Origin of the sequence: Streptomyces sp. NPDC002133, from assembly GCF_040296405.1 — a bacterium.
GTDB lineage: Bacteria > Actinomycetota > Actinomycetes > Streptomycetales > Streptomycetaceae > Streptomyces.
In genome coordinates, this window is record NZ_JBEOXF010000051.1 from 14,265 (window position 1) to 28,378 (window position 14,114).

The 14,114-nt window shown below is 68.6% G+C and carries 13 protein-coding genes, 1 tRNA gene and 3 pseudogenes; 10 read left to right on the plus strand and 7 right to left on the minus strand.

What is annotated here, in order from left to right:
* Positions 1–24 precede the first annotated feature (24 nt).
* The 3 genes from ABT078_RS32705 to ABT078_RS32715 are packed head-to-tail and all read left to right on the plus strand — an operon-like array spanning position 25 to position 2,473.
* A complete protein-coding gene (locus tag ABT078_RS32705) occupies positions 25–690 on the plus strand; it encodes a DUF4097 family beta strand repeat-containing protein (RefSeq protein WP_351234291.1) in 666 nt (221 codons plus the stop codon).
* A 26-nt stretch (positions 691–716) separates the two neighbouring features.
* A complete protein-coding gene (locus ABT078_RS32710; protein WP_351234213.1) occupies positions 717–1,685 on the plus strand; it encodes an ATP-binding cassette domain-containing protein in 969 nt (322 codons plus the stop codon).
* Complete coding sequence (locus tag ABT078_RS32715; protein ID WP_351234215.1) at positions 1,682–2,473, plus strand: ABC transporter permease; 792 nt, start codon at positions 1,682–1,684, stop codon at positions 2,471–2,473. The genes ABT078_RS32710 and ABT078_RS32715 overlap by 4 nt, the downstream gene beginning before the upstream one ends.
* A gap of 1,627 nt (positions 2,474–4,100) precedes the next feature.
* Here ABT078_RS32715 and ABT078_RS32720 read toward each other — a convergent pair.
* Entirely contained in the window at positions 4,101–4,586 is a 486-nt protein-coding gene (locus ABT078_RS32720) for an allene oxide cyclase barrel-like domain-containing protein (RefSeq protein ID WP_351234217.1), read from the minus strand.
* 599 nt (positions 4,587–5,185) lie between these two features.
* Here ABT078_RS32720 and ABT078_RS32725 point away from each other — a divergent pair.
* The 4 genes and pseudogenes from ABT078_RS32725 to ABT078_RS32740 all read left to right on the plus strand — a co-directional run.
* A pseudogene (locus tag ABT078_RS32725) lies at positions 5,186–5,329 on the plus strand (transcriptional regulator); the annotation flags it as partial.
* A gap of 723 nt (positions 5,330–6,052) precedes the next feature.
* Entirely contained in the window at positions 6,053–7,036 is a 984-nt protein-coding gene (locus ABT078_RS32730) for a hypothetical protein (protein WP_351234219.1), read from the plus strand.
* Positions 7,037–7,061: 25 nt separating this feature from the next.
* On the plus strand, positions 7,062–7,790 hold the full coding sequence (locus ABT078_RS32735; RefSeq protein WP_351234221.1) for a type 1 glutamine amidotransferase: 729 nt from the start codon (positions 7,062–7,064) through the stop codon (positions 7,788–7,790).
* A gap of 456 nt (positions 7,791–8,246) precedes the next feature.
* Positions 8,247–8,452, plus strand: a pseudogene (locus ABT078_RS32740) (L,D-transpeptidase); the annotation flags it as partial.
* Between the two features lie 22 nt (positions 8,453–8,474).
* Here ABT078_RS32740 and ABT078_RS32745 read toward each other — a convergent pair.
* From ABT078_RS32745 to ABT078_RS32760, 4 genes are all read right to left on the minus strand, one after another.
* Positions 8,475–9,446, minus strand: coding sequence for an NAD(P)-dependent alcohol dehydrogenase (locus ABT078_RS32745; protein WP_351234223.1), 972 nt, complete (start codon positions 9,444–9,446; stop codon positions 8,475–8,477).
* Positions 9,443–9,763, minus strand: coding sequence for a helix-turn-helix transcriptional regulator (locus ABT078_RS32750; protein ID WP_351234225.1), 321 nt, complete (start codon positions 9,761–9,763; stop codon positions 9,443–9,445). The genes ABT078_RS32745 and ABT078_RS32750 overlap by 4 nt, the downstream gene beginning before the upstream one ends.
* Positions 9,742–10,170 (minus strand): hypothetical protein, encoded by a 429-nt coding sequence (locus tag ABT078_RS32755; RefSeq protein WP_351234227.1) that lies wholly within the window; start codon positions 10,168–10,170, stop codon positions 9,742–9,744. The genes ABT078_RS32750 and ABT078_RS32755 overlap by 22 nt, the downstream gene beginning before the upstream one ends.
* Positions 10,171–10,712: 542 nt before the next feature.
* Complete coding sequence (locus ABT078_RS32760; RefSeq protein WP_351234229.1) at positions 10,713–10,925, minus strand: helix-turn-helix domain-containing protein; 213 nt, start codon at positions 10,923–10,925, stop codon at positions 10,713–10,715.
* Between the two features lie 50 nt (positions 10,926–10,975).
* On the opposite strand from ABT078_RS32760, the gene ABT078_RS32765 reads away from it, so the two are divergent.
* Both ABT078_RS32765 and ABT078_RS32770 read left to right on the plus strand, forming a co-directional pair.
* Positions 10,976–11,857: a 3'-5' exonuclease gene (locus ABT078_RS32765; protein ID WP_351234231.1), complete on the plus strand. Its 882-nt coding sequence runs from the start codon at positions 10,976–10,978 to the stop codon at positions 11,855–11,857.
* A gap of 231 nt (positions 11,858–12,088) precedes the next feature.
* A tRNA-Gln gene (locus tag ABT078_RS32770) sits at positions 12,089–12,163 on the plus strand.
* A 195-nt stretch (positions 12,164–12,358) separates the two neighbouring features.
* Here the strand turns inward: ABT078_RS32770 and ABT078_RS32775 are convergent.
* Positions 12,359–12,907, minus strand: coding sequence for an ATP-dependent DNA ligase (locus ABT078_RS32775; RefSeq protein WP_351234233.1), 549 nt, complete (start codon positions 12,905–12,907; stop codon positions 12,359–12,361).
* A 12-nt stretch (positions 12,908–12,919) separates the two neighbouring features.
* Between ABT078_RS32775 and ABT078_RS32780 the strand changes: the two are divergent.
* A pseudogene (locus ABT078_RS32780) lies at positions 12,920–13,305 on the plus strand (transposase); the annotation flags it as partial.
* A gap of 174 nt (positions 13,306–13,479) precedes the next feature.
* On the opposite strand, the gene ABT078_RS32785 reads toward ABT078_RS32780, so the two are convergent.
* Positions 13,480–13,929, minus strand: a complete 450-nt coding sequence (locus ABT078_RS32785; protein WP_351234235.1) for a MarR family winged helix-turn-helix transcriptional regulator — start codon at positions 13,927–13,929, stop codon at positions 13,480–13,482.
* Between the last annotated feature and the right edge of the window lie 185 nt (positions 13,930–14,114).

Sequence of the window (14,114 nt, forward strand, 5' to 3'; positions counted from 1 at the left end):
AACAACGAGTCACAGGAGAGCATGATGCAGAAGTTCGACACCCCCGCCCCGGTCTCGGCCGTCCTCGACATCCCCGCGGGACGCGTGCAGTTCATCGCCGCCGACCGGGCCGACACCACGGTCGAGGTCCTGCCCGCGGACGCCTCGAAGAGCCGCGATGTGAAGGCGGCGGAGCAGACCACGGTCGAATACGGCGACGGAGTCCTGCGGATCGAGGCCTCGACCCCCAGCAACCAGCTTTTCGGCCCCTCCGGATCCGTGGAGGTGACCGTCCGGCTGCCCGCCGGCTCCCGCGTCGAGGCGAAGGCGGCCGGCGCCGAGCTCCGGGGCGTCGGACGGCTCGGCGACGTCGTCTTCGAAGGCGCGTACCGCCGGATCAAGATCGACGAGGCGGCGAGCGTCCGCCTCACTGCGATCGACGGCGATGTCGAGGTCGGCCGGCTGGGCGGCCCCGCGGAGATCAGCACCGCAAGGGGCGACATCCGGATCGCCGAGGCCGTGCGCGGCACGGTCGTGCTCCGCACCCAGTCCGGCGACATTTCCATCGCCGCCGCCGCCGGTGTCTCGGCCGCTCTGGACGCGGGCACCGACTACGGCCGCGTCAGCAACGCTCTCAAGAACGATGGCACCGCCGAACTCGACGTCCGCGCCACCACCTCCCACGGCGACATCGCCGCCCGCAGCCTGTGACCCGCAGCTTCCAAAGGAGCACCAGCATGACGAACCCGGCCATCGCGGCGAACGGGCTGCGCAAGTCCTACGGCGACAAGGTCGTGCTCGACGGCGTCGACGTGGCCGTCCCGGAAGGAACGGTCTTCTCCCTGCTCGGTCCGAACGGCGCCGGCAAGACCACCGCCGTGAAGATCCTCTCCACTCTCATCTCCCCAGACCCCGCCTCCGGCGGGATCCGTATCGGCGGACACGACCTGGCCACCGACCCCCAGGCGGTGCGCGCCGCGATCGGCGTCACCGGACAGTTCTCCGCCGTCGACAACCTGATCACCGGCGAGGAGAACATGCTCCTCATGGCGGACCTGCACCACCTCTCCCGCAGCGAGGGCCACCGCACCGCCGCCGAACTGCTGGAGCGGTTCGACCTCGTGGAGGCCGCATCGAGGCCCGCCTCCACCTACTCCGGCGGCATGAAGCGCCGCCTCGACATCGCCATGACCCTGGTCGGCAACCCGCGGATCATCTTCCTCGACGAGCCGACCACCGGCCTCGACCCGCGCTCCCGCCACAACATGTGGCAGATCATCCGCGAGCTCGTCACGGGCGGCGTCACCGTCTTCCTCACCACCCAGTACCTGGAGGAGGCCGACCAACTCGCGGACCGTATCGCCGTGCTCCACGACGGCAAGATCGCCGCCGAGGGCACCGCCGAGGAGCTCAAGCGGCTCATCCCCGGCGGACACGTCCGGCTCCGCTTCTCCGACCCGGCCGCGTACCAGTCCGCCGCCGTCGCCCTGCACGAGGCCATGCGGGACGACGAATCCCTCGCCCTGCAGATCCCCTCGGGCGGCAGCCAGCGCGAGCTGCGCTCCATCCTCGACCGGCTGGACTCGGCCGGCATCGAGGCCGACGAACTGACCGTGCACACCCCCGACCTCGACGACGTCTTCTTCGCCCTGACCAGCTCCAGCGTGCCCAACCAGCCCAACCAGTCCCAGGAGGCTGTCCGATGAGCGCCCTCTTTCTCGCCGTCCGCGACTCGAACACGATGCTGCGACGCAACCTCCTCCACGCGCGCCGCTACCCGTCCCTCACCCTGAACCTGCTGCTCACCCCGATCATGCTGCTGCTGCTCTTCGTCTACATCTTCGGCGACGTGATGAGCGCGGGCATCGCCGGCGGCGGCGCGGATCGCTCCGAGTACATCGCCTATATCGTCCCGGGCATCCTGATGATGACCATCGGCAGCACCGTGATCGGGGCCGCGGTGTCCGTCTCCACCGATATGGCCGAAGGCCTCATCGCCCGCTTCCGCACGATGGCGATCTACCGCGGCTCTGTGATCATCGGGCACGTCATCGGCAGCGTGATGCAGGTGCTCGCCAGCCTGATCCTCGTCGGCGCCGTCGCCGTGGCCATCGGCTTCCGCTCCACCAACGCCACCGCCCTGGAGTGGCTGGCGGCGTTCGGACTGCTCGCGCTGTTCGCCCTGGCCCTCACCTGGATCGCGGTCGGTATGGGCATGGCCAGCCCGAACGCCGAGGCGGCCAGCAACATGGCAATGCCCCTGATCCTCCTCCCGCTCATCTCCAGCGCCTTCATCCCGGCCGACACGATGCCAGGCTGGTTCCAGCCGATCGCCCAGTACCAGCCGTTCACGCCCGCAATCGAGACCCTGCGCGGCCTGCTGCTCGGCACCGAGATCGGCAACAACTGGTGGATCGCGATCGTCTGGTGCGTCGGCCTGTCCGCGCTCGGCTACCGCTGGTCGATGGCGTTGTTCAACCGCGACCCGAAGTAACCGCCATGACAACGCGGGCTGCCTCCCGCAACTCGTCCCACCCGAGGGCGGCGTACCCCGACACCGCGTCGGCGTACGCCGCCCCGTCCGCGTCATCGGCCGCCCGCCGGGCCCGGGCCGCAGACATCGACAGCCGGACCCCCAGCACCCGAGCCGTTCGACCAGCACGAGAACCGCACTGCGCAATGGTCGCCGCCGGCAAGGCCCACCACGGCGAGCCGTGCAGGCCGGCGCCGTACGCCGAGAGCGGGCCGGAAGGGGCGCCCGGCCGAGCCAACAGTGCCCGCACCCGACGCCGCACCTTTCCGAACCAGAACAACTGCGACCCTCGGGCCCCGGCAAAACCCTCAGACACCAGCCAAGGCCACGCCCCCACACCGCAGAGCTACTGGGATGGCAAACAGGCACTGAACTCGACTCTTTCGGGGATCTTGTACCTGTCGATGTCAGCCGCTGACGGCCCGCCAGGACTTCAGCCGGGGGATGACGCGCCCGCGGCAGAGCCCCGTACCGAACCACGCCGATCGCCGCGCCGGGGGACGCGCTTGGCGGCGCCGGCGAAGGCGAACCCCTGGTCACTGTGACCGTGGGTGGCGTCAGGTGTTTGAGCGATGCCACAGCAATCTGTCCGGATCGCCCTGTACCTGTCGTACTGCACCGAGAACGCGGTCGACTGGACCGTCCCAGCCTGGCCCAGCTCATGGCGATGATGCGGTGGTTGGTCGATGAGCCGCTGCCGCTGAAGGGTCGCCGCCCGGCTGTTGAGCCGCGCTTTCGCGACAAGGGCACGGCGAACAAGATCATGGACACGGTCGGTGAGTTCCTGACGTGGTGTGCGCTTCAGGGGTGGGTGCCGCCGAGTGTGGTGAGCCAGCTCGTGCAGCCGAAGTTCCTGCACTACCGCCCGGATTCGATCCGGGCGAGGACGGCCAGCACCGCAGGATCCAGGCGAAGCGGATCAAGTACCGGGTCGCGGTGCCGGGTTACGAGTGGCTGTCCGACGACCAGATCGACCAGGTCCCGACTGCACGACGCCCGCCCGTGACCGGTTCCAGGCGTCCCCGCTGGCGGTCACCGGCATGCGCATCGGCGAGGGCCTGGGGCTGCGGCGGGGTGCACATGTGGGCGGTGTGCTGGTACTGCCGGGCCGTCTTGGGGTTCAGGCTTGATGGGGAAGCGGCGGAGTTCAGGGGCAGGCCCACGCTTCGGTGTCGAGGCTGTGGGCGCCATCCCGGCCGCGCGCGATCCCGCAGGGGACTGCGCCGGTGGTGAGTGGTTTGCCGCAGGCGAAGCCTGTTGCCTGACATCAGTAGCTGACATCAACGGACGCGTACAACCGCGTACGGTGGCACGCTCGTACTCGGTGGACGAGCCAACAGATCCCAGCAAACATGGGGTTGGTGCTGCACGCGGCTACGGATCAGACGGCACGCGGCCACGGCGAGGAGATCGCCCTGAGTGGCGCGCTGCGGGCGGTGGCCCGTGTGCGCCGGCAGTCATCGGTCGACACAGGCGTGCCTCGACCGCCAAGGCGCGCTGCGTCGTGCGCCGTGACGGTCGGGGTTACGCTGCGCCCACGTTCCGACTCTGCCGCACTCCGGGGGCCGTGAGGAGCAGCGCCCGGAGGTCACTTGGAGAGGTGGACGGTCAGCTTGTTGTGCCCCTCGGCGACATTGGTGCCGTCCATATAGCCGCGGGCCTCGCGGTAGGCGCCGGTACCGCCGGTGATCGCGAGCGTGAACTTGGTGGGGTTGATGTGCGCGAAGCCCTGCAGGGTGATGTCACCCCTGGTCAGCCGGAGGGTGGACTCGCACTGCTGCAGTTGCTTCTTGAGGCTGACGACGGTGCAGACGAAGCCGCCGGTGCCCACCGATTGACCGTTCTGGGAGAGCTTCGAAAAGCCCACGGTCTCGTCGCCGCGACTGAGTCCTGGGGCACCCACGTCGATGGAGGAGAATTCCTTTACGAAGTCATCCAGTTTGATGACCTTCTCGGCGCCACCCCGCGGGCTGGGGTCGCGGTCCGGGGAGGCAGCCTGCGCGAGCGGTGCGCATGCGAGGACTGCGGCGAGCGCGGTGACCGCGACCGGCCCCATTGCCTTGAAACGACGCATCGTGCGTCTCCTTCGAGCTCGATGGACTGACAAGCGGCAATTCCGCGCCACTTATCAATCCATTCATGGCTCAATCGGAAGCCCGCTACATCAGGCGCGCATTGGCTGTGCAGAAAGACGACCCGATCGGACGCGCGGCCGATCCGCATCGGATCCCGACATCAGACGTGTGGCGTTCGGGACGAAGAGGTCGTGGACCAACAGTCGCGCGAACTGTCGTCGAGCTGCAGTCCCCGGCTGTCTGAGCGGCTGGCGTGGTCATTGGGGCTCCGGGCGGTGGTTGGGCCACTGGGTGAACCCGATGTGGAAGTAGTGCGGGCCGTCGTGGCCCGGGGCGGAGCGTGCAGCGCATCTGGGTGCCGGGCTTCTTGATCCAGCAGTAGCAGGGGATCACTGCCCGGCCGGGCGTGGTGTACGGCGTTCGCGGGCTCACGACACGGCCTTGCCAGCATGCTCGGCTGCCGCGATGAGCCCGCGCGGGTCACGGCAGGGTGTGCACGCGAACAGTGGGTACGGCGCACCGAAAGCGCGTTCGATCGTCGCAATCGTCTGAGCCGACGCAGAGGGACCGTCGTGCCAGTGGCACCAGCCCTGAGTTCGAGTTGGTCTCTGCGCAGGTGAGGATCACCCAGCCCTCTGAGATCGGATTGTATCTCAAAGCCTTCGAAGAACTGCGGAGTATCGCGGTGTATGGGGCTCAGGCCCGCGCACTCATCACGAGAGCCCTCGAGGCGTTGCACTGACCTGCGCAGACGGACGATCAAACCGGGTACGAGTCCTGATGGCCGGCAATCGGGCCAGGCACCGCAGGTACGTCGGAACGGAACCGCCGTCCCAAGCGGTCAACCCACGTGTACCCGCGTCTGGTTGGCCGAGGCCGGAGGAGGCCCGTGACCGGCTTCGCCGCGGCGGCCCGGGCCGGCCGGCGCTGGCTCGCCGCGCAGCATCCACCCCTACGTGGTGAGCGAGGTCGGGTAGATCCGTGCGGCGGACTCGCGATGCCCGCGCCGGTGAGGTACCGCTCGACCGCCGCTTTGTACGGCGGCGGGGCGGACTGCGTCGCCGACACCGCCTGCGCCCTGGCATCTCACGCGGCCCTCATCGATCACGACGCGGACGCTCCTGAGCTTCGCGGTTCGGAGTGATTACGGCGGCGCGGGCACGAGGCCGCCATGTATGGGTTCGCCTCTGCCGCCTCGCTGGAGTGGCCTGGCAGTAGGTCCGCTACTGCCAACGCCAACTCGCCTCAGATCGGCCCACGCATCAAGCAGAAGAGTCAGAATAGACCCATGGCCAACTCAACTCCGCCTGAAAAAAGTCTAGTTGGACTGACGGGAGATGCCTGGATCACCTTCACCGCACCCTTTTACGCGGAAGGGAACCCGCTGGAGCCGAGGGAAGCCTGCGCCCTTCCGCCTGGTGACGACCTCGACGGAACCGGTCTTCTCCTGCGAAGACCGGTGTCGTTGAGCCCATTGCTCCAGGGCTCGCTCACCTACGGGGAGCCGACGGTGGACCTGCTCACCACTTTCGTCGGCAGCGACGAGTGGCACGGCGAACTCCAGCGCCGCCTCAAAGACCTCCTGGCCGCCCGAACCGGCCAGTCGCTGCTGGACATGGTCGATGTCATCGGCATGGTCTTCCCCGACGGCTACAGCTCGATCGCCGTCACGCTGCGCCTGCCCGAGGGCTGGGATGCGCGCTACCGGGAGTCGACACACGCCGGTCTCGGCCGGGCCGGACGCGAGCTCCTGGCAGCCGAGTTGAGGTCCTTGCTGCTGCCTCCCGTGGGGCGGCTGCTGCGCCGCTGCGGCGCCGGCGAGACGGCGGCCATCCCGTACTTCAACCTCACCTACGTGGGCAGCACCGACCACCCGGATCCCGGCAGGGCCTGCCTCAGCGACGACCTGCGGCCGCTGGTCTACCCCGACTCGCCGATGCCGCTCGCCTCCAAATCGCCCTGGCGCGACGAGTTCCTCTTCGCGGGCTACGCGTACAACCTGCTGGCGACGCCGGATCCGAAGGCCGCCGCCGAGAAGTTCAGGCTACTGCTCCTCATCCTCGACGTGTCCTACATCCGGCTGGCCCGCACTGCCGCCGCGGCTGACGACGCGCTGCGCCGTGGACAACGCGCCGACGCGCGTTGGCTCTCGGAGCTGGAGCACCGGCTGCGATCCGAGTACCAGGCGCTGGTCACACCGACATTCAGCTACGACCACCATGCGCTGAGGACGCGCGACGCGGTCCTGCAAGCCTGGGCGGCGGGCAACCTGCAGAGCCGGGCCGCGGACCTTCTCTCGACGGTCCGGCAGACGGTTGACTTACGGTTGGCCGAGGACCAGGCGCGCCGGATCCGCAAGGTGAACCTTGTGGTGGCGATCCTGACTGTCCTTTCAGGGGTGGCGACCGCCGAAGCAGCGATCTCGCTCTACGACCACTTCTTTGGATGAGTCGGATGACAATGAAGGAGCAGTGATGACAGAGACCGATGCGGTGGTCTGGGTAGCCGACGGCCTGGCCGCCGAGGGACTTGACTACGGCGAGCGGCTCGTGGAGCGGCTGACCGGGCAGGGCCTGCGCGTCGAGCGGCGCGACCTGACCACCGCCACCGCTGATGACATACCCGGCGGGCGCCTGCACGTCCTGTCCGGCGGTTCGACCTCAGTGAACGACGCCTCCGGATGGATGCCCCGGGGGATGGCGGTCACCCGTCTCCTCGTCGAGGCCGCTCAGCGCGGGGAACACGCGGTGATCGGCGTATGCCTCGGATCCCAGATGATCGCCGAAGCGCTCTGGCCCGGGCAGGGGTCCGTGCGCGCCGCCGGCAGGATCGAGGTGGGCCTCACCGAGGTCCGCTGGCGGGAGGACGAGCGGACCGACGACGGCGAACAGTTCGTCGTCCCGGTCTTCCACTACGAGGAACTCGACCCCGGGCCGCTCCTGGAAGGCAACGCCCACGTGGTCGCGGACAACGGCCACTCACCTGTCCAGGGCTACCGTTACGGCCCCCGGATCTGGGGAGTCCAGTTCCATCCCGAGTTCGGACCCGCCGATGTCCGCCGGATCGTCCTGCACCACCGCCGCACCATCGAGACCTACCATGGCGACGTCCGGGACGCCCTGAACTCCGTGGACCGCTACGCGTCCTCGTGGAACCTCGCCCCGTTCACCCGTCTCGTGCAACACGCCCTCCAGCAAGCCTGACAGCGGGGCCGACAGGCCTCAGCGCGTCGGCGCGTAGTCGACGCGCAGGGCGGCGGCACGTCCTCAGCGCGGCTCCGGCGGTCGCTGCCTCGGCACCGTTCGGCCGGGTCGGCCCCGGACTCCTACCTCGGACACCCGGGCGCAACTAACCGGCGAGTAGGACCGTTGGAGCCCACCATTTGCCGACGTTGAACCTCTACACGGGTTACCGACGATGCCGACCTGCGCGAACGCGCGGGCGTGGCTGAGTGTCGACAGACTCTCATCTCTTTCCGGCACCTGCCCCTTGTGGCTCGTGACAGCGTTCCTTACCTCGCAGGCGACCACGCTTCTGACCAGCGGGGACACGGCCACTTTGCGCCAGGTGTCCGAGCTGGAGTCGCCATGGCCGCACATCCCTATCGACCGAGACGGCCGAGTGAGCGGTCCCTGGACGTCCTGGACCCCGGATAACCTCACGCGTCCAGCCTGTACAACGTGCCGATGCCGTACAGCCAGTTCTTCGACGGCGGCCAGGCCTTCCACTCGGTGGGCATCAGCGTGTTGGCGCCGTCCGGGTCGCACGGGTGCGTGAACATGACCAAGGGCGCCGCCTCCACGTGCTGGAACCTGCTGCGCACGGAGACGACGTCTTCGTCTGCGGCCGCAAGCCGGGCACCTGAGACGCCTGGAGCGTCACGCGCCTCACACCGTGATGACGACCTTGCCGCGTGCGTTGCCCTCCTGGAGATACCGGATCGCCTCGGGGGCCTCGCTCAGCGGGTACGTCGCGCCGATGACCGGCGCCACCTTGCCGGCCTCGATGAGTTCCCGCAGGGTCTGAAGGTCCTCGTGGCGCTCCACCGAGACCAGCCCGCGCAGCGTGTGGCGCACGAACGGTGACAGCATCACCGCCCGCAGGACGCGGTCCGTGCCGCCGAACCACCGTCCGCCGCCCTCACCTCCGACGATGACCAGGGTTCCCCGCGGGGCGAGGGCACGCCGGAGCCGGGACAGCGGGCGGTTGCCTGCGGTGTCGACGACGAGGTCGTAGTGGCGTGTCCCGTCGGTGACGTCCTCGCGGGTGTAGTCGATGACGTCGTCCGCGCCGATCGAGCGGACCAGGTCCGTCTTCGTCGTGCTGCAGACGCCGGTGACCTCCGCTCCGAACGCTTTGGCCAGTTGCACCGCGAAGGTGCCCACCCCGCCTGCCGCGCCGATGATCAGGACCTTCTGTCCCGGCTGCAGCCGTCCCGCGTCGCGCAGGGCCTGGAGCGCGGTGAGCGCGGACATCGGAACGGCCGCCGCCTGTTCGAGGGTGAGGTTCGCGGGCTTCGGTACGAACCTGTCCTCCGGGGCGCTCGCGTACTCGGCGAAGGAGCCCTCGCAGATGCCGAACACCTCGTCGCCCGGCCGGAACTGGGTGACCCCGGCGCCGACGGCCTCGACGCGCCCGGCGACCTCCCTGCCCCGGACGCGGACCTTGGGGGCGCGCAGCCCGTAGCCCATGAGGCGGAGGAGATAGGGCAGGCCGGTCATCAGGTGCCAGACTCCCGCGTCGACGGCGGCCGCGTGCACCCGTACGAGCACGTCGCCCTCGCCGGGCGACGGCTTGTCGATGTCCCTGAGCTCCAGCACGTCGGACGAGCCGTAGGTGTCGTGCACGATGGCCTTCATGGTGCCTCTCCTTCGCTGCGTCCGTTTCCTTCGGCTTCTTCGGCTCCTTGGGCCTTTTCGGTCCCCTCGGCCCCTTGGCGTCCTTCGCCGTCCGGGTACTGGAACACCTCCTCGAGCGGGACTTTGAACACGTGGGCGATCTGGAAGGCCATTTCGAGCGAGGGGGAGTAGCGGCCCTTCTCGATGGCGATGACGGTTTGGCGGGTCACGCCGATCCGGTCCGCCAGCTCCGCCTGGGTCATCTCTCCGTGCGTGAAGCGGAGGGACCGGATCGTGTTCGTGACGCGGGTCGGCTTTACCACGGCTGGAAGCCCCACCTGTAGGCGGCGATCTTCGCCACCGAACCGAGGACCGCGGACAGGACGAACGCCAGATAGATCGCGTTGGCGATCCAGAAGTGGTCCAGCTCGGCCATCGACATGACGAGGGCCGCCACACCCCCGACGACGACGAACGACTGGCCCGTGTACTCGCCGAACCGGGTGATCTCCCTGTCGCGCTGGTCCTTCCTCCTGTCGTCCTTGGGCGAGGCGATCGCGATCACGACCTCGAGCGCGATCGCCGCCGCGACCGCGGCGCCGACGGTCCACAGCAGCGTCGGTACGTACGACACGTCGGCGAGCGGGGTGTGCTCCGCCCGGCCGAGAACGATGGCGAGGTAGGCCGTGTACGCGAGGACCGCGACCACACCCATGACCCATGCACGTTTCTCTTCGAAGGTCACGTCAACTCTCCCCCCTGTAAAACAAACTTGACACCGAGAAGGTAAAGCTAGGCATACATGAAGTCAAGAATTCTGTACATCGCCGGGTCATGACAGCGGCCTCTGCGATAACCGCTGTACCCACGCCGTCCGTTCGCTCCAGGGCTGCCTGTACGAAGCAATCGAGCTCGCCCTCGCCGAGGACTCGTCCTTCGATGACCTGGCCGCCGAATCCCACCTGTCGCCGGAGTACCTGAAGGAAGCACACGAACGGTTCGCCCCGGCACGGTGGCCCGGCCCGGACCCGACAAGAACGGGCGCGAACCCTGGCGCGTCCTCGACTGACCACCGGCCGCAAGGTGGATGCGCGCCCTGCTGCTTCCGGCCGTACCGTCACCCGTGGCGCGCCCGCTTCGACAGGGCCGGCGGCCCCGCGTTCCAGTCGCACGCACACGGGGCCGCCCCACCACCCCGCACAGGGTGACGTTGGCCTCGGTAAGGAGTACGTCCCGGTGGCATGGGCGCTGTCTGGGATCTGCTGAACTTTGTCGGAGCCTGCGCGGTCAGGACTCCGTGCGGTGCTGGTCTCCGCCCCGGGATCGGAAGGTGGCCCCGGCGTCTTCGAGCAGGCGGTGCACGCCGCCGTAGGAACGGCCCGTCTCCTGCGCCAGCGCCCTGATGGACTTCCCGGCGTCGTACTTCGACTTCAGTTCGGCGGCGAGCTTGTCGCGGTCCGGGCCGGGCGCGAGCCGGCGGGCCGGAATCTTCCTGGTCATGTGCTGATTCCTCCCCTGAAAGACGGCGGTTGCTGCCATGATCGCGTGAGGTGGTGGCGGCGGCCACCGGCTCGGCGGAAGGATCGGACGAGAAGATGGGGCGGCTGGTGACGATCACGGATCCGGCCCAGTGGGAGGACCTGTTCACCCGCACCGTCGACGAGCGGCCGGTGCAGTTCGTACGGCCCGCGGACACCGACCGGCCGACCTGGGCGACGTACGAGGGCAGCCGGTATCTGGGGACGCTGAGCGCGGAGCTGGACGGCGGCCGGCTCCGGTGGCGGGTGCAGAGCAGTCATGAAGCCCACCACGAACTCGACGACGCCGTGCGTGCTCTGCGCCGCCCGGTGTCGTGGCCGCGCGAGCGCACGCAGGTCGGCCACTGGGCCCGCCGCATGCTCGCCGACGAGAGCCTGACCGCCGTCGACGTGGAAACGACGGGACTGGAGAACGCGTTCGCGGTGCAGATCGCCGCGGTGAGGCGCGACGGCAGCGTGGTGTTCAACGAGTACGTGCAGCCGCTCGCCGACATCGAGCCGGCCGCCGTCGCCGTGCACGGCATCGCCCCCGAGCGGGTCGCGTCGGCCGCCACCTTCAGTCAGCTGCTGCCTGCCCTGACCGACGTTCTGCACGGCCGGACCGTAGTCGCGTACAACATGGACTTCGACCGCGGCGTTTTCGAACGCGAGCTCGTCCGCCACCACGGCGACGACACGGTGGCCAAGCAATGGTTGAGCCACTGCCAGTGGCAGGACACGATGGTGCCGTACGCGGTGTGGCGGGGACTGTGGTCGGTCAAGCGCGGCGCCTACCGCAACCAGCCGCTCGGCGGCCCGCACGACGCCGTCGCCGATTGCCGACTTCTCCTTGCGAAACTCGAACAGATGGCCCAAGCCATACCCGCTGACCAGGCTCCGGTGTCCCATCTCTGAGCCAGTCCCCGTATCCCTGCGGTGACGCCTTGTGGGCGTGACAACTGGCGGGGTGGCGACCAGGCGCCGCTCCGGCTCTCAAGGCCTGAGCGACACCCCGGGCAGAACACGCTGCATCAAGCAGGACAGGGGTAATGTCGCCCGAGGCGTGCCCCGTCGCATGATGCTTGTCAGCGCCCGCGGCGAGGACACCCTGGCTGGACCGAACTCCCGCGGTGACAGCCGGAGCAGTGGGATATGGGGTAATTGGCAGCCCGACGGTTTCTGGTTCCGTTAGTTCAGGTTCGAGTCCTGGTATCCCAGCCAAGCACGGAATGCCAAGGGCCCAGGGTTCAGCACGGGTGAGGTTTCACGACCTGGATCCGGATGACGGTGCGGCGCCGACCCTGCCGGCCATCTGCACGTCGGCGTCATCGTGGCGCCATGCGCTGAGCACTCACGCTCAGCCCGGCGGCCTCGCGCCGCCGGGCCGGGACGCGACCTGACCATCCACCACCGGCGTCATGGGGCCGGCAAACCCCGTGGGCTACTTCCCCGACGCCCCAGGTGCTTGATCTTGATCCAGTCGGAGGTGCGGCGGTCGGGCAGGTAGGGGCTGGTGAGGCGTTTGGCGACGACGCCGTCGAAGCCCTCGCTGGCGATCTGTTCCATGGCCTGGGCGGCGAGTGCGGGCCAGGCCGCGGGCACCGTGATGCCAGGACCAGTCAGGACGAGGTCGTCGAGGAGGTCGCGGCGGGCGGTGTAAGGAAGCTGCACGGTCGGTTCGCCGAGGCAGAGGATGTCGTAGAGCATCAGCCGGACGGGCAGGTCTTCGAGGGCGCGGGCCGCCTCGGGGTGGTGCAGGCTCATCCGTTGCTGCAACCGCTCCACCGACGGCCGCCCCACGCCGTCGAGGGTGATGATCTCCCCGTCGAGGACCGCCTGTGGTCCGGGCAGCAGGCCGGACAGCGCCTTGAGTTCGGGGTACTGGGCGGTGACGTCCATCCCGGCCTGGGACAGAAGCCGCAGGCTTCCGTCCTCGGGAGGGGGCGTGACCCAGATACGCGTCAAAGGGGCAATGGGTTCGACGCCGGATACGACGCCCCGCGCATGGCCCATCTCCTTGACGGCCTGCCCGTAGAGGTCCTCGGCCGGCTCCGCTCGGACCGGGTGATGCGCAAGCCCGTCCCGGTGCCGTGGATCTCTCCGCCGCAGGGCGGCCGGCCCCCGAAGCACGGCAAGGAGTTCCGCTTCGCCAAGCCCGAGTCCTGGGGCGAGCCGGACGCGACAACCACGCAGGTCACTGACCGCTACGGCACGCGCAGACGATGGCCTGGGACCGCATCCACCCCCGACTCACCACCCGCTCTGCCTGGATCGACCACGACGGCGAACTCCCCGTCATCGAGGGCACTCTGATGTACTCCTCGAGGTCGCGGCGCTCACCGGGAAGGCGCTCGCCGATGCCCACAAAGCGCAGCTCAGAGGGCTAGGCCTGCGTTGAGTCCGGCTCGCGGGCGGCCAGGAGCACCATGCCAGGGCTCAGGTCCTCGGGAGAGCACCGCGCGTAGTGAGCCTCGGCCCCGGTCGCAGAGAAAACGATCCGCTCATGCCCAGAGAGACTGAAGCTTCCCCGTGACCGTTCACTCGGCCCAGGGATCAAGCCCCGTGTCGAGAACGGCACGCAGTCGCGAACGGAGTTCGGCAGCTTCGGTGGCTCCGAAGTTCTCTTCGAACCGGGCCTGCGCGGACTTCCACAGAGGCAGGGCCTTCGCCAGTCGTGCACGGCCGCTCTCGGTGATCTCAATGTTCCGCGTACGGCGGTCGCCTGCTGATGTGGCCACAGTCACCAAGCCTTCACGTTCCAGCGGCTTGAGGTTGCTGGCCAGTGTTGTGCGGTCCATGCCGATCTTGGTGGCCAGTTTCGTGATGCTCGTCTGACCGTTGACTGCCAGCTTCTGGAGGATGGTGAACTGGGTGGCTCGCAGGTTGGCCGGAGCGAGGATTTTGTCGTAGCTCGCGGTGAGATACCGGGCAGCTTTGCGTATAGCGGTACAGTTGCACATGCCTTCGAGGCTGGCGAGGGTGTCCATCAATCCTCCGGAAAGTGTGTGCCCTCGACAATAGGCGCAGCTGCGCGCTATAGCGAGGGCGGCAGGCGCTGGATGGGGCTAACCCGAGTGCGTGGTTCCTTCCGGCAGCAGGCGTACTTCTGCGGCCGCCGGGAGGACCATGATGGGGCCGTGAGTCGGGCGGTCGTTGTCAAGCAAGGCTTGGC

What these genes read in the sequence shown, in the direction of transcription:
- ABT078_RS32735 (WP_351234221.1), top strand. Translation starts at nt 7,062, where the DNA reads ATGACAGAGACCGATGCGGTGGTCTGGGTAGCCGACGGCCTGGCCGCC.
- ABT078_RS32715 (WP_351234215.1), top strand. Translation starts at nt 1,682, where the DNA reads ATGAGCGCCCTCTTTCTCGCCGTCCGCGACTCGAACACGATGCTGCGA.
- ABT078_RS32710 (WP_351234213.1), top strand. Translation starts at nt 717, where the DNA reads ATGACGAACCCGGCCATCGCGGCGAACGGGCTGCGCAAGTCCTACGGC.
- ABT078_RS32705 (WP_351234291.1), top strand. Translation starts at nt 25, where the DNA reads ATGCAGAAGTTCGACACCCCCGCCCCGGTCTCGGCCGTCCTCGACATC.
- ABT078_RS32785 (WP_351234235.1), bottom strand. Translation starts at nt 13,929, where the DNA reads ATGGACACCCTCGCCAGCCTCGAAGGCATGTGCAACTGTACCGCTATA.
- ABT078_RS32745 (WP_351234223.1), bottom strand. Translation starts at nt 9,446, where the DNA reads ATGAAGGCCATCGTGCACGACACCTACGGCTCGTCCGACGTGCTGGAG.
- ABT078_RS32760 (WP_351234229.1), bottom strand. Translation starts at nt 10,925, where the DNA reads ATGACCAGGAAGATTCCGGCCCGCCGGCTCGCGCCCGGCCCGGACCGC.
- ABT078_RS32720 (WP_351234217.1), bottom strand. Translation starts at nt 4,586, where the DNA reads ATGCGTCGTTTCAAGGCAATGGGGCCGGTCGCGGTCACCGCGCTCGCC.